The sequence below is a fragment of the Arthrobacter sulfonylureivorans genome, from assembly GCF_022637435.1.
Taxonomy (GTDB): domain Bacteria; phylum Actinomycetota; class Actinomycetes; order Actinomycetales; family Micrococcaceae; genus Crystallibacter; species Crystallibacter sulfonylureivorans.
Genome location: NZ_CP093326.1, coordinates 3,180,671 through 3,196,451, shown reverse-complemented (window position 1 = coordinate 3,196,451; position 15,781 = coordinate 3,180,671). Strand labels below are relative to the sequence as shown.

At 65.5% G+C, this 15,781-nt stretch carries 16 protein-coding genes and 1 pseudogene; 10 read left to right on the top strand and 7 right to left on the bottom strand.

Features of this window, described 5'->3' with window-relative positions; translation table 11 throughout:
* Nucleotides 1-38 precede the first annotated feature (38 nt).
* The 6 genes from MNQ99_RS14725 to MNQ99_RS14700 all read left to right on the top strand — a co-directional run bounded on the left by MNQ99_RS14725 (nt 39) and on the right by MNQ99_RS14700 (nt 5,312).
* On the top strand, nt 39-230 hold the full coding sequence (locus MNQ99_RS14725) for a ferredoxin (protein WP_127512103.1): 192 nt from the start codon (nt 39-41) through the stop codon (nt 228-230).
* A gap of 2 nt (nt 231-232) precedes the next feature.
* A complete protein-coding gene (locus MNQ99_RS14720; RefSeq protein WP_241913452.1) occupies nt 233-1,483 on the top strand; it encodes an NAD(P)/FAD-dependent oxidoreductase in 1,251 nt (416 codons plus the stop codon).
* 37 nt (nt 1,484-1,520) lie between these two features.
* Nucleotides 1,521-2,948 carry a glutamine synthetase family protein gene (locus MNQ99_RS14715; RefSeq protein ID WP_241913451.1) on the top strand — a complete coding sequence of 476 codons (1,428 nt, stop codon included), beginning with the start codon at nt 1,521-1,523 and terminating at the stop codon, nt 2,946-2,948.
* On the top strand, nt 2,945-3,676 hold the full coding sequence (locus tag MNQ99_RS14710) for a substrate-binding periplasmic protein (protein ID WP_241913450.1): 732 nt from the start codon (nt 2,945-2,947) through the stop codon (nt 3,674-3,676). Before MNQ99_RS14715 ends, MNQ99_RS14710 begins: the two co-directional genes overlap by 4 nt.
* Nucleotides 3,673-4,410, top strand: a complete 738-nt coding sequence (locus MNQ99_RS14705) for a gamma-glutamyl-gamma-aminobutyrate hydrolase family protein (RefSeq protein ID WP_241913449.1) — start codon at nt 3,673-3,675, stop codon at nt 4,408-4,410. Before MNQ99_RS14710 ends, MNQ99_RS14705 begins: the two co-directional genes overlap by 4 nt.
* Before the next feature lie 68 nt (nt 4,411-4,478).
* Entirely contained in the window at nt 4,479-5,312 is an 834-nt protein-coding gene (locus tag MNQ99_RS14700; RefSeq protein ID WP_241913448.1) for a gamma-glutamyl-gamma-aminobutyrate hydrolase family protein, read from the top strand.
* A gap of 14 nt (nt 5,313-5,326) precedes the next feature.
* On the opposite strand, the gene MNQ99_RS14695 is transcribed toward MNQ99_RS14700, so the two are convergent.
* Both MNQ99_RS14695 and MNQ99_RS14690 read right to left on the bottom strand, forming a co-directional pair.
* A complete protein-coding gene (locus MNQ99_RS14695) occupies nt 5,327-6,043 on the bottom strand; it encodes a cache domain-containing protein (RefSeq protein ID WP_241913447.1) in 717 nt (238 codons plus the stop codon).
* Nucleotides 6,040-6,801, bottom strand: coding sequence for a FadR/GntR family transcriptional regulator (locus MNQ99_RS14690; RefSeq protein ID WP_127512097.1), 762 nt, complete (start codon nt 6,799-6,801; stop codon nt 6,040-6,042). Before MNQ99_RS14690 ends, MNQ99_RS14695 begins: the two co-directional genes overlap by 4 nt.
* A gap of 177 nt (nt 6,802-6,978) precedes the next feature.
* On the opposite strand from MNQ99_RS14690, the gene MNQ99_RS14685 reads away from it, so the two are divergent.
* Nucleotides 6,979-8,355 (top strand): NAD-dependent succinate-semialdehyde dehydrogenase, encoded by a 1,377-nt coding sequence (locus MNQ99_RS14685; protein ID WP_241913446.1) that lies wholly within the window; start codon nt 6,979-6,981, stop codon nt 8,353-8,355.
* Between the two features lie 213 nt (nt 8,356-8,568).
* Here the strand turns inward: MNQ99_RS14685 and MNQ99_RS14680 are convergent, their stop codons facing one another.
* Nucleotides 8,569-9,192: a LysE family translocator gene (locus MNQ99_RS14680; RefSeq protein WP_241913445.1), complete on the bottom strand. Its 624-nt coding sequence runs from the start codon at nt 9,190-9,192 to the stop codon at nt 8,569-8,571.
* Between the two features lie 116 nt (nt 9,193-9,308).
* Between MNQ99_RS14680 and MNQ99_RS14675 the strand changes: the two genes are divergently transcribed.
* On the top strand, nt 9,309-9,764 hold the full coding sequence (locus MNQ99_RS14675) for an Lrp/AsnC family transcriptional regulator (protein WP_241913444.1): 456 nt from the start codon (nt 9,309-9,311) through the stop codon (nt 9,762-9,764).
* Between the two features lie 37 nt (nt 9,765-9,801).
* Here MNQ99_RS14675 and MNQ99_RS14670 read toward each other — a convergent pair whose 3' ends face one another.
* Entirely contained in the window at nt 9,802-10,713 is a 912-nt protein-coding gene (locus MNQ99_RS14670; protein WP_127512093.1) for a cation diffusion facilitator family transporter, read from the bottom strand.
* The gene (locus MNQ99_RS14665; RefSeq protein WP_241913443.1) at nt 10,710-11,087 is read right to left on the bottom strand and encodes an ArsR/SmtB family transcription factor; all 378 of its coding nucleotides are present in this window, start codon (nt 11,085-11,087) and stop codon (nt 10,710-10,712) included. Before MNQ99_RS14665 ends, MNQ99_RS14670 begins: the two co-directional genes overlap by 4 nt.
* A gap of 182 nt (nt 11,088-11,269) precedes the next feature.
* Between MNQ99_RS14665 and idi the strand changes: the two genes are divergently transcribed.
* Nucleotides 11,270-11,797, top strand: a complete 528-nt coding sequence (idi, locus tag MNQ99_RS14660; protein ID WP_241915388.1) for an isopentenyl-diphosphate Delta-isomerase — start codon at nt 11,270-11,272, stop codon at nt 11,795-11,797.
* 54 nt (nt 11,798-11,851) lie between these two features.
* Nucleotides 11,852-12,334 carry an iron chaperone gene (locus MNQ99_RS14655; protein ID WP_241913442.1) on the top strand — a complete coding sequence of 161 codons (483 nt, stop codon included), beginning with the start codon at nt 11,852-11,854 and terminating at the stop codon, nt 12,332-12,334.
* A 32-nt stretch (nt 12,335-12,366) separates the two neighbouring features.
* Here the strand turns inward: MNQ99_RS14655 and MNQ99_RS14650 are convergent, their stop codons facing one another.
* Together MNQ99_RS14650 and MNQ99_RS14645 are read right to left on the bottom strand one after the other, a co-directional pair.
* Nucleotides 12,367-14,679, bottom strand: coding sequence for a putative bifunctional diguanylate cyclase/phosphodiesterase (locus MNQ99_RS14650; protein ID WP_241913441.1), 2,313 nt, complete (start codon nt 14,677-14,679; stop codon nt 12,367-12,369).
* 505 nt (nt 14,680-15,184) lie between these two features.
* Nucleotides 15,185-15,712: pseudogene (locus tag MNQ99_RS14645) on the bottom strand (hypothetical protein); the annotation flags it as partial.
* Between the last annotated feature and the right edge of the window lie 69 nt (nt 15,713-15,781).

The window sequence follows — 15,781 nt, the reverse complement described above, 5'->3', positions numbered from 1 at the left end:
TCCACTGCACTACAGCACCAACAGAAAGCAGGATTCCCATGAAAACCGTTGATGTCGACCGCAGCCTATGTGACAACCACGGACAGTGCGCCATCGCCGCCCCTGAAGTTTTCCGGATGAACCCGGATGGCGTCCTCGAATACGAGCCGACGTTCGACGACTCGCTCCTGGGTGAGGTCGAAGAAGCGATCGACGTCTGCCCTGTCCAAGCGATCTTCCTCAAGGACTGATCATGGCCCGCAGAATCGCCATCGTCGGAGCCTCGATGGGAGGTTTGCGCGCCGCCGAACAACTGCGATCGGCCGGCTGGGAGGAGGAGATCCTCGTCATCGGCGGGGAAATCCATCCTCCGTACAACCGGCCGCCACTCTCAAAGGAACTGCTGAAGTCGCCCGGCTCGATCCAGGAAGCTCTGGCGGCGGTGACGCTGCGGCAGCGGCGCACCGCCACCGGCATCGACTGGAAGCTCGGCGCACCGGTGACCGGCGCGGACCTCAAGGGACGGACCCTTACCCTCGCTACCGGCGAGCAACTGGGCTACGACGGACTGGTGGTCGCCACCGGACTCCGGCCCGCCCGCGTCCGGGTTCCCGGGCCGCTGCACGGCCGGCACGTCATCCGCACGCTGGAGAACTCGCTGGGACTGCACCGGGAATTGCAGCCGGATGCCCGGATTGTGGTGGTCGGTGCAGGATTCATCGGCTGCGAGGCAGCTGCCACCGCCACGCTGCTGGGATGCCGGGTGACATTGATCGAGGGCAGCAGCGGGCCGATGCAGCGCACGCTCGGCCGCGAACTCAGCGAGGGCATGCGCAGCTTCCTGACCCAACGCGGCGTCGAGTGCATCTCAGGTGAACGTGTTGCAGCGTTCACCTGGAACGACGACGGCGCCGGCGGGACGCAGCGGTGCACCGGCGTCCGCCTAGCCGGCGGACGCGAGGTGCAGGCCGATGCCGTGATTGAGGCAGTCGGTTCGCAGCCCAACGTCGAGTGGCTGGCCGGAAACGGCCTGGACCTATCCGACGGCGTGCTCTGCGACGGGCACTTGCGGGTGCTCGGGACCGAGCATGTGGTGGCAGTCGGCGACGTGGCCCGCTACCCGGACCGCCGCACCGGCACGGGCCCGCGCCGGGTTGAGCACTGGGCCACCCCTGCCGACACCGCCAAGATCGCCGCACCGGCCCTGGTCGCCGGCCTGAACGGAACCGAAACACCGGAACCGGTCGCGCCGCTGCCCGCGTTCTGGACGGACATTTTCGGCATCCGCGTCCAGGGTGTGGGCAGCCCGGCCGTCGCCGACCGGATCGAGGTCCTTGAAGGGGACCCGTCCCGGCCCGCGGACGGGGCAGCCCTGGCCTACTACCTCGGCGGCCGGCTCATCGGCGCCGTGACTTCCGCACTGCCCGCCGACCGCCAATTGCACTACCGCAAGCTCGTGACCGAGGCCGGCCTGCTTGCCAGCTCCCAGTTGGCCGCCGTCTAACCGGACGGCCTGGCCACCGACCCGAAGGAAGACTGAGATGACACTAACCCCCCTACGGCCAGACACGGCCGCTACCGAGATACAGGCGGCATTGAGCGACCGCGACGCCTTCGCCCGTCACCAAGAGCGCAACCTGCGCCCCGAAACGGTGCGCGAACTCGGCCGCAAGATCGAAGAAGCCGGCGTTGAATACGTCTACTACGCCCTACCGACCATCGGCTCACGCATGGTGGCGAAGATGGTTCCCGCCAACCACTTCCGCCGCAACCTGGAAAAGGGAATCTGCTTCCACCGCACCGCGCTGTCCGACCTGCAGAACGACCGCCACGGCAACCTGATCGGCGGCGGCATCGAGGCCCGCGAGTTCTGGGCATTGCCGGAGCCGGACACCTTTGTGGTGCTGCCGTGGGACACCAAGGTCGCCCGGATCTTCTGCACCGCCTACGAGCCCCCGCATCTGCCGGAGGTCGGCGGACGCCTGATGTCAATTGACACCCGGTCCCTGCTGATCCGCTCGCACGAGGCGTTCACCGCCCGCACCGGCTTCGAAGTCCGCTCCGGCACCGAGCCGGAGATGACGTGGGAGGGCCCCGGTCTGGAGGTCGTCAAAAAGCCCGGCACCAGCCCCGCCTACCAGGTGGAGAACCTGGAGCGGATGCGCCCCATTTACAAGCAGCTGATTACCTATGCCAAGGCCATGGGCCTGGACATGATTGAGGGCGACTACGAGGACGATGGCCAGCTCGAGCTGAACTGGATGTACGACCGGGTGGAAAACACCGCCGACCGGCTGGTGACCTACCGGCAGATCTGCAAGCAAGTGGCCCGCGAATTCGGTGTCACCGCAAGCTTCATGCCGAAGCCGTATAACGGTCAGATGGGCAACGGCTGCCACCACAACCTGAGCCTGTGGGACGGCGATACCAACGTCACCGAGGACGCCGGACGGGTGGAACTGCACGTCTCGGAGACGGCGAAGCACGCCATTGGCGGCATACTCGCCCATGCGCCGGGTTCGATGGCCGTGATGGCCTCCACCGTCAACTCCTACAAGCGGTTCTGGGATGCCGGCCAGTTCGCGCCGAGCCTGGCCAACTGGGGGCTGGACAGCCGCGGCTGCCTGATCCGCATCTCGTCGAACGGCCGGATGGAGTACCGTGTGCCGGATGCCGCGGTGAACCCCTACCTGTCCCACACGCTGCTGATCGCCGCCATGCAGGACGGACTGGACCGGCAGCTGGATCCCGGAAGGCCCGACGGCGGTGGTGACGGCCCGGTCGGCGGCCAACTGCCGCTCACCCTGGGTGACGCCATCGACGCGTTCGTGTCCGACACCTACCTGACGTCGGCGCTGCCCGAGGACCTTGTGGCCATCTACACCCAACTCAAGCAAGAGGAATGGGCCCGCTACTGCGGCGCCATTACCGAATGGGACCGCGAGATGTACTGGGAGACCATCCCGTGAGCGCCGTGACTACTTTGACCCCGGGAATTCTGCGGCTGGCCTGCATCGACTCCGAAGCACCGCCGCTGTTCAGCCTTGCCGACGCAGGCGGCACGCGCCGCGGATACGAACCGGCCGCCGCGGAACTGGTCGCCTCCGAGATGGGCCTGCGCGTCGAGTGGGCCTGCATGCCCTGGGACGACATGCTCCCGTCTGTGCGTGACCACAAGGTTGACGCCGTGTGGTGCGGGCAGGGCATCATCCCCGAGCGCCAGGCGGTGGTGGACTTCACCGAGCCGTACGCGGTGTTCGACGAGACCGTCCTGGTCCGGAAGGGAGACCCGGCGCGCTCGCCGAACGACCTGTCCGGCTATCGGGTCGCGGCCATCGAAGGAAGTGCCAATATGCGCCTGGCCTCCACTTTCCCCGGGATCGTCCCGGTGGCGTTTGGCGCCAGCGACGACGTCTTCGCTGACATGCTGGCGGCGCTGCGCAACGGCGAGGTTGATGCGATGGTGGACGACGACGTCGTGTGCGTCCCGTTGGGTGAGGATCCGGCCTACGATGTGGCCTTTACCGCCCGGACAGGCAACCGCTGGGGCATCGGCGTGGCGAAGGACAACCCGCAGTTGCTGGCCGAGCTCAACCTCGCTCTGGGCACTGTCGTCTCGGACGGCCGGCTGGAGTCCGTCTGGACCGAGTGGATGCCGCAGCTGCCGTTCCCGTTGACCACGGAGATCCCGGCATGACACGACCCCTGATCGGAGTGCCTGGCATGTGGTCCAGCTCGGTCCACGGCCTGCGCTACGACGGCGTCGCCGCGGCCGCCGCCGTGCTGCGCTGCATCGTCCGCGCCGGGGGTGAACCGGTGATTATGTTTCCGGGCACCGGCGGGAGCGCAGCGGAACAGCTCGCCCGGCTGGACGGCGTCGTGCTCCCGGGCGGGGCCGACGTATCGCCGTCGTTGTACGGAGCCGAGCCCGACGAGCACTATTGGCCCACCGATTATGACGGCCAGGACGCCTACGAGACTGCGATCATCGAAGGCTCCATTGCGGCCGACGTTCCGCTGCTGGCCATCTGCCGCGGGCTCCAGCTATTGAATGTCGGTCGCGGCGGAACCCTGATCCAGCACCTCGGACCCGGGGACGTGCAGCACAAGGGGACAATCCATCCGGTCGCGGTCACCGCGGGCTCGCTGCTGGCCGAGGTCATCGGCGGCGAGACGGCGGACGTCTCCTCCTACCACCATCAGGCGATCGGCGACCTGGGCGAGGGCCTGACCGTCACCGCTACGGCCGCGGACGGCGTAATGGAAGCGGTGGAAGTGCCGGGGGCGCCGCTGCTGGCTGTCCAGTGGCATCCGGAGGACACCGCGGAGACCAATCCCAGTGACCACGCCTTGTTCCGGTGGGTGGTCGAGGCGGCTGTAAGGCGCCGCGCCGTCACCGGTAGCGGTATGGCCGGGGCGGTTGCGCGGTGAGCGGCCGGTCGGGACGCTCCCGCAGTGTCGGCTCCGCCGCCACGGCGGGGCCCTCGCGTCCCGCCCTTATGCGGGTAGAGCCCGCGCGGGTGCTGCCGGCCGGTTTTGCCGAACTGCCGACGGAGGCCGCGCGCATCGCCGTCGTTGTTTCCCTGACGTTTCCGGGGATGACTGACCAGACGCTTGAACTCATGGAGCGGTTTACCCGCACGGCACTTGAGACGCTGTTGGCGTGCGGAGCCCGCGCCGAATTAGTGGACAGTGCGGCCACTGAACTGCTGCCGGCAGCGGAACTGGCCGGCTATGACGGTGTGCTCTTCCTGGGCGGCGGCGACGTGGATGGCGCGCTGTACGGCCATCACGATCCTGTGCCGAACTCCTACGGCGTGGACCGCCGGGCGGACGAGTACTGCCTGGGGCTGATCCAAGGGGTGCTGGACCGGGACCAACCGCTGTTGGCCATTTGCCGCGGCTCGCAGTTGCTGAATGTGGCCTGCGGCGGCAGCCTGATACCGGATCTGGACCCCTGGGACCTGCATCGCGGGGGACCGGGAAAGCCGATGTTCCTCGATGAGTCCATTCGGCTGCTGCCCGGCTCGAAGGTGGCCGCGATCATGGGCTGCGAACGGATTATCGTGCGGTCGGGCCATCATCAGGCAGTGAGGACGGTGGGCGCCGATTTAACGGTGACGGCGGTGGCCGATGATGGTGTTGTCGAGGGGACCGAACATCCGGGCAAGACCTGGGTGGTCGGCGTCCAGTGGCATCCGGAGGATTCGGACGGGAACGAGGCTGACAGGATGGCATTGTTTGCCGAGTTCGTCCGCTTCAGCCGAAGGCAACAGAGCAGGACAGGAGGCGCCTCCGACACGGTCCAACTGGCAGATTCCGTGCACGCCTGAGGGTCTGCCCGCGTCTACTCGGTCGGGCAGATCAACCGCAGGTTCAGGTTCGGCACGTCCAGCGGCAGGAAGGAGAACCCTTCGGGCTCGGACTTGATCCGTTCACCCACGATGAAGCGGCCCGAATTCCCCAGGATCACGCGGTTCTGGTCGTTCAGGATGGCGGCATCGCCCGGGATCCGTCGGACGATCGGGATCAACTTGTTCTCTAGGTCCTTTATCCGGATATCGCAGCCTGTGACGCCGATGAACGTGCCATGGACATAGGTGGGAACGGCACAGGTGACGATGTATTCGTCGAAGCCCAGGTAATCCACATACGGGCCGGCGATCGATTGCTGTCCCGTTTTCGCTGCTATGGAGAACCAGGGAAGCTTCTCATAATCGTAGAACCGGTCACCTTCCGGGGCTAAATCGAAACCGAACTTTTCGATATCGCCGAAATCATTCCGGATCCACCATTCCAAGACTCCTTCGGCATCCTTTATGGCGGAGAGCGAGAATATTTCACCGGCGCCAACGGCAGTGTCGTGGGAGTTCAAGAATGATTCAGCCATTTCGCCAATTCCCACAATGTCTGTGGGGGATATTTTGCTGCCTTGCGAAATTCTTTCTTCCAGCTGTTTTCCCACCTCCTTCGATGACGCGTGGAGGTCCTGGTACAGCCCATTGAGCCATGCCTCGATGGCGGCGGCGCTATCGGCGGCCGGTGAAGTTGCTGGCGCGGTCATGAAATCTCCTGTTCTTCGCCGGCATGCGTGAGAGTCAGCTTGGTATCGATCAAGTGATAAGTGTTGCGACGGATATGTTCCAGGACCAAGCGCTGCGCCCGGTCGGGGTCGTCCTCCCGTACAGCGGCCACGATGCCCAGGTGCTCACGCGCCGCGACCTGCTCGTCGAATACACCTGCCATCGGAGTCCACAGGAGTTGCCCGACTTCGGCTTGCAGCCTGATTTCCTGGCTGGTCAGCCGGGGCGATTGGGCGACCACCGCCAGTTCAATGTGGAAGCGGCTGTCGGCACGCGCTTGGGTCTCCGGCGTCGTGGCTTGTTCAAGCCCGCGGGCCAGTCGTTCCAGCCGGTCCAGGTCCTTGGGGTCAGCGCGGTCGCAGGCTAGACGGGCGGCGGCAGCGGCCACGGCTGTCTGTTCGTCGCCCAGATCGCGAAGGTCGGCAATCGATGTCTCGCGTAAGTACTGGCGCAGGTTCTCTTCCTGCGTCGGCGGGAACTTGACCACGAACGTGCCGCCGTTTCGCCCCCGGCGGGTCTCAACCACACCTTGGTCCCGCAGGGAGGCCAGGGCATCCCGAAGGGTCGCGCCGGCGACCCCAAACATCTCGGACAGCTCGGCCTCCACGGGGAGCCGTTCCCCGACCCTGAGCATCCCCAAAGAGATCGCCGTAGAAATCCGGCGGACGATGGCTTCCGAGCGTTCCATCTCAGGCAGCGATCGATAAATTTGGGACTGCAGCGCCAGCGGTGAAGCCACGAGTTGCTCTCCTAAGGATCCGGTCAAGATGCTAGGGTCCTTGGTCCTATCTCGACCACGGATATTCTACTCGCACGACTCTGGAAAACCATCAGTCCAAGCCAGTATTTGTGAACATTTGATGGCGCCGTCAGGATCGCTGGAAAACTGAACGGCTTGCTAGGTATCCTCAAACCTATGAGCTACTACAAGACCATTAATCCCGCTACGGACGAGACGTTATTCGAAATGCCGGCTGCCAGTGATGAGGATATTGCCGAGGCAGTAAAAAGGGCCCACACGGCCTCTGAATCATGGCGTCATACGGCCGTGCAGGAACGGGTCGGCGTCCTGAACCGCGTTGCGGAACTGTACCGGGAGCGCAAGGACGAGCTCGCACGGATTATCAGCCAGGAGATGGGTAAGCCGGTCAGCCAAGCACTCGGCGAAGTCGGCCTCGTTGCAGACATCTACGAGTACTACGCCACCGAAGGTCCCGGCTTCATGGCCGACGAACTGCTATCGGTCAAGGGCGGTGGCGAGGCTGTCGTTCGCTCCGCACCGATCGGCGCGCTGCTTGGCATCATGCCGTGGAACTACCCGTACTACCAAGTGGCCCGCTTTGCCGCCCCGAACCTGATGCTCGGCAACACCATCCTGCTTAAGCATGCCCGGCAATGCCCCCAGTCTGCACTGGCGATGGAACAGATCTTCCAGGACGCGGGACTGCTGGACGGCGGCTACGTGAACATCTTTGCCACCAATGAGCAGATCGCCGAGGTCATCGCAGATCCCCGCGTGCAGGGCGTCTCCCTCACCGGCAGCGAACGCGCCGGTGCCGCCGTAGCCGAAGTCGCCGGCCGAAACCTGAAGAAATACGTCCTTGAGCTGGGCGGAAGCGACCCCTTCATCGTCCTCGACGGCGATGATCTGGACGTGACGGTCAAAGCGGCCGTCGCCGGCCGGATGAGCAATGCCGGGCAGGCCTGCACAGCATCCAAGCGGTTCTTCATAGTAGAGGACCTTTACGACGACTTTGTGGAGAAATTTACCGCCCGCATGGCTCGGATCAAGCCCGGGGACCCGCTGCAGCCCGAGACCCGATTCGGACCCATGTCCTCCCAAGCTGCTGCCGACGAACTCATTGAGCAGGTCAAGGACGCGGTCTCCAAGGGAGCTACATTGCACCTCGGGGGCAAGCGTGTGGATGGGCCGGGTGCGTTCGTGGAGCCCACAGTCCTGACCGACGTGAAACCCGGCATGCGTGCCTATGTGGAGGAGCTCTTCGGCCCCGTGGCCGTCATCTACAAGGTCGCCGACGCCGAAGAAGCCATCGAACTGGCCAACAGCTCGCCCTACGGGCTCGGAGGCGCCGTCTTCAGCACGGACGTGGAGAAGGCAAAAGCAGTCGCCGACCGGCTGGACACCGGCATGGTGTTCATCAACTCGACACCCGATTCACAGGCCGACTTGCCTTTCGGCGGGGTAAAGCGCTCCGGCGTCGGCCGAGAGCTCGCCCGCTTCGGCATGGACGAATTCGTGAATAAGAAACTGATCCGGACACCACTTCAGTAGACGCGGGCCCCAGCGGTCCGGCCATTGGCTGCTGGCCGTAGGCGCACTGCGCGTACCCAGGCTAGTTGGGCTCCAGTTGGAAATTGGGATTCTCAACGCTGACCACAAAGTGCCCGGCAACTTCGGTGCTTGATTGCGGAAGGCGGGTAGCACCGCCGTCGTCCGTTGCCGCGCGAGGAGCCGCCTCCAGGCCGCCCCTTGGCTGAGCGGCCCTCAGAGCAGCTCGGCTGCCTTTTCCACCAAGATGCCCAGCCCGATCAGCACCATGATCACGCCGGAGGCCCGGGCGACGACGGCGCTGGCGCGGGGCTGGGAACGCAGGATGCGCCGGGCCAGCAGCGCGACGGCGAAGTAGATGTAGAGGCAGTTGACCACATGCAGTCCGCCCAGGAAGAGCATCTGCGCTGCCGACGGCCAACCGGCGGTCGAGGTGAACTGCGGCAGCAGCGCCAGCAGCAGGAGTAGTCCCTTGGGGTTGATCCCGCTGACGCCGGCGCCGCGGAAAAACTGGGCTGCCGGAGCATGCCCGAGGGGAGCGTCGCTGGCTGAAACCTGGCCGGCCTTGCTGACGAGAGTGTTCACGCCCAAATAGATCAAGTAGGCCGAGCCGGCGATAGTCAGCACAGTGAGCGACATCGGGTACTGGGTGACCAAGGCGCCTGCTCCAACGGCGATGATGCAGACTACCACCGCATAGCCGAATGCCATTCCCAGAACCGACGGGGCCACCGAGGGTGCGCGCAGGCCAGCACCAATGGCGTACGCCCAGTCCGCCCCCGGTGTGAGCGCTAACAGCAGCGCCACCACCCAGAACTGGAGGACCAGTGACATATCCATGGAGCTACTTCTTTCCGTGCGACCTTTCCTGACAGCCGTAAATGCTACGCCGAAACAGGTGAAATGTTCTGCGCTTCTCCTGCCGAATTGCCGGTTGCTGTGGAACAATTACCGGCGTGGATGCATTAAGCCGGGAGATTCTTTCACTGCTCCAAGAGGACGGGCGGATGAGTGCCACCGACCTCGCCAACCGGGTGGGGCTCAGCCTCTCCTCGTGCCATCGGAGACTGAAAGACCTTGAGCAGTCGGGAGCGATCGAACGCTACCGCGCCGTCGTTTCTCCGGAAGCCGTTGGGCTCCACTTTGAGGCGATTCTCTTCGTGACCTTGGGACGGACCGATCTGGAGACCATCGCCGCCTTCGAGGCGGCCGTCACCGCGGTGCCGAACATCGTCGATGCCCAACGGCTGTTCGGAGAGATCGACTACATGCTGAGGGTCCTGACCCGCGATCTGGCCGCCTACCAAGTGCTATACGACACCGCGCTCGGCGGCCTCCCTGGCGTCCAGCGGCTCACTTCGACCATGGTGATGAAGCGCTTCGGCCCGATCGGCACGGTGCCCATCCCGTAACCGGTAGTTGCGGGCGGTGCCTGGCAGCCGCGGGCTATCAGTCGTGGGCCGGGTGCTCATGCTCCAGATGCCCGGCAGGCTCCAGTTGGAACGTGGAGTGTTCCACGCTGACCACAAAGTGCTCGGCGACGCACTGCTGCAGTTGGTCCAGGACCTGAGGGGCGTGGCCGTCTACGAAACAGGAATCCTCGATCACCACATGGGCGCTGAGTACCGGGATGTTGGAGGAGATCCGCGACGCGTGCAGGTCATGCACGGCCAGCACGTGCGGCACTTCCAGGATGTGCTGGCGGACGTCCTCCAGATCGAGTCCCTTCGGCGCGGTTTCCAGCAGGATGCTGCCGGCTTCCCGCAGGATCTTGATGGTCCGGGGCACAATCAGCAGCGCAATCAGCATGGCGGCCAAGGCATCCGCCTGGGTCCACCCGGTGGCGGCGATGACGACGGCGCTGGCGATCACGGCCACCGAGCCGAGGGCATCATTTACCACTTCGAGGAACGCCGCCCGCAGGTTGAGATTGGCATTCCGGCCGGCGCTCAGTACCAGCATGGACGCGATGTTTCCCAGCAGGCCGATGATGCCGAAAATCAGCAGGCCTTCCGCGTTGACTTCGGGCGGAGCGAACAGCCGCTGGACTCCCTCGACCAGCGCGTAGATTCCCACCGCCAGCAGGATCGCGGCCTGCGCCCCAGCTGCCAGCACTTCCATCCGCAGGTAGCCCCAGGTCCGGCGCGGCGTGTGCGGCCGCATCATGAGCGACGCCGCCATCAAGGCAATCAGGAGGCCGCCGGCGTCGGTCAGCATGTGTCCGGCGTCCACCAGCAGTGCAAGGCTGCCGGTGACGAAGGCGCCGATCACTTCGGCAATCAGGATGGCAGCGGTGATGGCGAAGGCTATGGCCAGCCGGCCCCGGTGGGTCGGTCCGGCATGATGGTGATGACCGCTCATGCAGATGCCTCCGTGGCGGCCCGGCTTCCGCTGACCGTGGGGCACAGTTCGACGGCGTAGCCCGTCGCTTCAAGCAAACGCTCCGCCGCGGACAGCGCTGCCAGCAGTTCGGGCTCGGTGGTGAGCGAGTACAGCGAAGCCCGTCCCACCGGGCGCGAGGTGACCAGGCCGCAGTCGTTCAGGCACGCAAGATGTGCGCTGACCGTGGACTGGGCCAGGCCCAGATGCTCGGTCAGGTCGCGGACCCTGTGCTCACCGGTGGTCAGGTGCTGCAGGATGGTCAGCCGGGTGGGGTCCGAAAGGCTGTGGAACAGAACAGCCGCCGGCGCCAAGTCACCAGTCCGGCCGACAGTACGTTCCCGTTGCATCGTCATGTGACGATGATATCGGTCAACGACTGCTTTGTCTTGCGGGCGCTACGCGCAGCCAGGCACTGAGCGGCTGTTGTCATTGCTCTTTCGAGTATGTTGAATCTGCTCCGTAAGATGGCTGGTATGACGATGACTGACCGCTGTGCGCGCTCAAGGCAGCGGCCCGGATCCGGCGGGCCCGCATGATGGCTAATCAGACCGAACAGGTGGTACTGCTGGACGAGCACCTGAAGCCGTCCGGCGTGGCCGACAAGGCCGCAATCCACACGGGGGAGACGCCACTGCACCTGGCGTTCTCCTGCCACATTTCCGACGCCGAAGGCCGAGTGCTGGTCACCCGACGCGCCTTGAACAAATTGACCTGGCCGGGCGTGTGGACCAACTCCGCCTGCGGCCACCCGGCACCGGGGGAGGAGATGGCCGACGCCGTGCGGCGCCGCGTGCGCTACGAGCTGGGATTGGAGCTCGAAGACCTGAAGCTGGTGCTGCCGGACTTCCGCTACCGGGCCGTGGACGCTTCCGGAATCGTGGAAAACGAGTTCTGCCCGGTCTACACCGCGCTGGCGGTGGGTGAACCCGATCCGAAGGATGACGAAGTGGCCGAGTACCGCTGGGTTCGCCCGTCCGACCTGCAAGCCGCCGCGACTGCCGCGCCTTGGGCGTTCAGCCCGTGGATCGTGCTGCAACTCCAGGCCTTGGAGCAGCTGAGTTAAGCCCGTTCGCAACATGGCGTCCGCGCCTTAACAATTGGAAGAGGAAGCAACACGATGAGCCCTGATCCGACAGCCAGCGAAAAGAAGAACGACAGCGCGTCCTCTGCAGAGGGCTTCTCGCCAGAGGAACGCGCCGCCATGAAGGAGCGCGCCGCAGAGCTGAAAGCAGCCTCACGCCGCGGCAGTGGATCGAAAAAAGCCGCAGCTGATGAGGCGGCCGTGCTGGCGAAGATCGCGGAGATGCCGCTGCCGGACCGCGATATCGCGGAGCGCCTCCACAACATCGTGACCGCTGCAGCTCCAGAGCTGCTGCCCAAGCTGTGGTACGGCCAGCCCGCCTACGCCAGGTCCGGGAAAGTGGTGTGCTTCTTCCGGAGCGGGCAGGCGGACAAAGTCCGCTACTCGACCTTCGGCTTCAATGAGGAGGCCAATCTCGACGAGAACGATGGTCTGTGGCCGACGTCCTTCGCGCTGACGCATCTGAATGAGGCGGGAGCGGCGAGGGTTGCGGAGCTGGTCAAGCAGGCTGTGAGCTGAGCCGCAACAGCGGGAGGTGAGCTCCGCCGTCGTTATTCCGCCATGGCGGGGCTGGCATCCAGTACCGACGCCGGACGCGCTGCCTTGCCGGAGGTTTCCAGCCGGGCGATGAGCTCGTCCGGCCACATGGGCCGGCCGAAGTAGAAGCCCTGTACGTTCAGGTCCGGGCAGCCGGCCAGCCATTCCACGGCCTCTTCGGTCTCGATGCCCTCGATCACCACGTCCGCCTTCAGCGCGGTGAACATGGCGATCAGGTGGCTGACCACGATGTTCCGGGCACTGCCGTCCTGGCCGCTGACCAGCGAGCGGTCCACCTTGACGATGTCGAAGGCGAACTCGGTCAGCGAGTTCATGGACGAGTAGCCGGAGCCGAAGTCGTCCACGGCGATCTTAAAGCCCTCGCTGCGCAGCTGGGCCAGCATGAACCGGCACTCCTCGGTCAAGGTGTCCAGTGAGTTCTCGGTTAGCTCAATGATGATGTTCAGCTCCGGCCCTTCGGCGCGCATCCGGCGCAGCCGATCCACCACGGTGGAACCGGGGGTGAGCTGGCCCAGCTCCACGTTGACGGAGATGGAGCGCAGGTCGCTGATCTGGCACACGCGCTCCATCGCGGCGGCCGCACCGTCGATGACCTGAATGGTCAGCTCGTTGAGCAAGCCCAGCCGGTTCGCTTCCTCCACCAATTGGTCCGGCGGAATGTTGCCCAGTTCCTCGTCTTCGTAGCGGGCCAGCGTCTCGAAGCCCACGATCGCGTCCAGATCAAGGGCGATGATGGGTTGCAGCGCCACCCGCAGCCGGTGCCGCCGGATGCCGCGCTCCACGGCCACAGCCAGGCTGGTTCCGGAACCGGAGCGCCCGCTCTCACGCAGCCGCTGCTGCAGCCGCTTGGCCCCGTACATGCCGGCGTCAGCGTTCCGCAGCAGCTCCTCGATGTCCTTCGCCGGACGGCCGGAGTAGGCCACGCCGACGCTGGCTTGGACCTGCAGTGTGCTGCCGCGGGCGGTGAGCGGCCGGGCGATCGTTGCAGCAATGCGCTCGGCGGCCGCGCGGGCGTCCGCCTCGGTGCCAACGTCGCGGAGCACGACGACGAATTCGTCGCCGCCGATGCGCGCGGCCACGTCTTCCTCTCGGATCTCCGAGCGGATGCGCTGCGCGGTGGCGGTCAGCAGCAGGTCACCCACGTCGTGGCCGTGCTGGTCGTTGACGGCCTTGAACTCGTCCAGATCGAGATAGACCACGGCGATGGCCTCGCCGGGCCCGCGGCCGGTATTGATCTCGGCCAGCCGGTGCCAGAGCGTGCGCCGGTTGCCGAGGCCAGTCAAGGCGTCCGTGTCCGCCTGAAGCCGCAGCTCGTGCACCAGTTCATCGTGCCGGACCATAATGCTGCCCACGTGAGCCAGCGCGTCGAGCACCTGCTCGTCTTCTTCCGTGAACTGGGCGCCGCCGTTCCGGGTGGCAACCAGATAGTTGTCGCCGTCGTCCCAGCGCCGCATCCGAACGCCAATCTCCTTGTCCGACGGAGCCTCGGGCTGCAGCGCCACCTTGTCCGCCCGCACAGAGGCGCTGGCGGCGGCAAGCAGGGTCTTGTCGAGCCCATCCGGATTCCAGGGCAGCTCCAGCGAGGCGTCCACCAGGCCGGTGAGCCGGCGGCGCAGGTCCCGGTTGCGCAGCCAGCCGGTCACGGCCAGCGCCAAGACGGAAGCAAGGACCAGGAAGAACGCTTGGACGCCTTCGCGGTGGAACTGCATCGCGGCGTGCTGCCCGGCCAGGCAGAGGAGAAGGTTGATCGCCAGCGTGCCGAGCGCCGGCGGCCAGCCGATGCCGTTGCGGAACGTGCTGCGCCGTTTCGACGACGTGGTGAAGGCGCCCTCGACCGCAATCGCGGTGAGGAAGAAGGCAAGCCAGCCGGCCAGCAGCGCGACCGGCCAGAAAATGCCCGCAGCCTGGGCATCCTGAAACACCGCCACCAGGATGGCGGCGGCAAGCAGGCGGCTGATGAACCAATACAGGTCGGCCCACCGGAACCGCCGGAACACCACGCGGGTGGCCAGCAGTCCTACTCCCACCACCGCCACTGTCTGGTGCAGTGGCGCGGTGAGGTCGTTGCAGACGATGACGACGGCGGTCATCGCCGCAGTGGTCTGGCGCCGCATCAGGGGCGTATCCACGCGGAGGTGCCAGGCCAAGACCAGGACCCCCACGGAAACAGCGGTCACCAGGCTGAGGCGGGGCGGCGCGACGAACGAGGCGGCAACGACCTGCACCAGTACCAGCAGCCCCGCGGCGGAAATGCCGGCGATGGCCGTCCACGACAAAGCGACCGCCGCTTTGGTGGCGGCCGTCATGATACTGCCGGCATGCCGTTCCCCCACTTCTGCCGTCTGATACTTTCGTTTCACCAATGGTAGCTGTGATATGCGAGCTATCCGCGCTGACTCTCCGCGCTACGCTGATGATCGCGGGCCGTCCGGCGTGGCCGGCTCGCGAGCCAAACGTGTTGACCATCCACTGGCTGAAAATGGCTGTCACCCGGCCCCGGAAGCAGCCACTTTTCTCCACTCGATGCCCGGTGAAGATTATCTGCCGCCGCGTTGGGTTTCAGCAATGAAGGGCCGGCCGGGCCAGCAGGCGTGCCTAACTCAGCCGGATGTCGTGGCGGGTGAATCCTGCGCGGGGTGCACGCCGTCGTTGTCAACGACGGGCATGTTTTCCGACAGCACCAGGAACGATTCGCAGTGCCGCCGCTGCACCAGCGTGGCACAAATGGCGCCGAACCCCGAGTCCGGAGCCTAGGACGCCGGACCGGGAGCCAGTTCTGCTGCCTCGGGAGCCAGCCAGTTGGTGGTTCAGCATGCCCTCGATGAAGTTGGTGGGCCGCTGCATCTCACCGTGCTTGGCGCCCAGGACGATGACGGCGCCGGCGAAGGCGGGGATGGTCCACTGCAGGGCCTTGAGCTGCACCTGCGCGGATTTCAGCTCCGGCGACGCCGAGGGGGAGGGCTCGGTGGCGCCCTGGGCTCCCTCCTCGGACAGCCGTTCCACCTTCTTGCCCAGTACGCCTGCGTATAGGGTGACGGCCGCACCCGCCAAGGTAACGGCGCTCTTGATGACGGTGTACCGCATGACCCCTTCCTGCTTGAGCATCCTGCCCTTATTGCCCATCAGCAAGGGCACGCCGGAAGCAAGGTGTGCCGCGAAAGCAGCGGTCTGGACCGGCGCCCATTTCATCCATCCGGCGCTGGACAGTCGGGTGCGTTCGCGCGGGTCCTTGGCGGCAGCGGCCGCTCCGTTCAAGCCCACAGCTCCCATCAGTGAACCGCCGAACCAGGCGGCGGCAGTAAGGTCGTGCACAGAACGGGCCAAGAGATTTCCGGACATTGATGACTCCTCTAGTGTGTGTGCGTGGTGCGTGGTGCGTGGTGCGTGGTGCCGTGCGGCCGGAGCCGC

Coding starts and splice junctions, on each gene's coding strand:
- MNQ99_RS14725 (WP_127512103.1), top strand. CDS start 39: ATGAAAACCGTTGATGTCGACCGCAGCCTATGTGACAACCACGGACAG.
- MNQ99_RS14720 (WP_241913452.1), top strand. CDS start 233: ATGGCCCGCAGAATCGCCATCGTCGGAGCCTCGATGGGAGGTTTGCGC.
- MNQ99_RS14715 (WP_241913451.1), top strand. CDS start 1,521: ATGACACTAACCCCCCTACGGCCAGACACGGCCGCTACCGAGATACAG.
- MNQ99_RS14705 (WP_241913449.1), top strand. CDS start 3,673: ATGACACGACCCCTGATCGGAGTGCCTGGCATGTGGTCCAGCTCGGTC.
- MNQ99_RS14700 (WP_241913448.1), top strand. CDS start 4,479: ATGCGGGTAGAGCCCGCGCGGGTGCTGCCGGCCGGTTTTGCCGAACTG.
- MNQ99_RS14695 (WP_241913447.1), bottom strand. CDS start 6,043: ATGACCGCGCCAGCAACTTCACCGGCCGCCGATAGCGCCGCCGCCATC.
- MNQ99_RS14685 (WP_241913446.1), top strand. CDS start 6,979: ATGAGCTACTACAAGACCATTAATCCCGCTACGGACGAGACGTTATTC.
- MNQ99_RS14680 (WP_241913445.1), bottom strand. CDS start 9,192: ATGGATATGTCACTGGTCCTCCAGTTCTGGGTGGTGGCGCTGCTGTTA.
- MNQ99_RS14670 (WP_127512093.1), bottom strand. CDS start 10,713: ATGAGCGGTCATCACCATCATGCCGGACCGACCCACCGGGGCCGGCTG.
- MNQ99_RS14665 (WP_241913443.1), bottom strand. CDS start 11,087: ATGACGATGCAACGGGAACGTACTGTCGGCCGGACTGGTGACTTGGCG.
- idi (WP_241915388.1), top strand. CDS start 11,270: ATGGCTAATCAGACCGAACAGGTGGTACTGCTGGACGAGCACCTGAAG.
- MNQ99_RS14655 (WP_241913442.1), top strand. CDS start 11,852: ATGAGCCCTGATCCGACAGCCAGCGAAAAGAAGAACGACAGCGCGTCC.
- MNQ99_RS14650 (WP_241913441.1), bottom strand. CDS start 14,679: ATGACGGCCGCCACCAAAGCGGCGGTCGCTTTGTCGTGGACGGCCATC.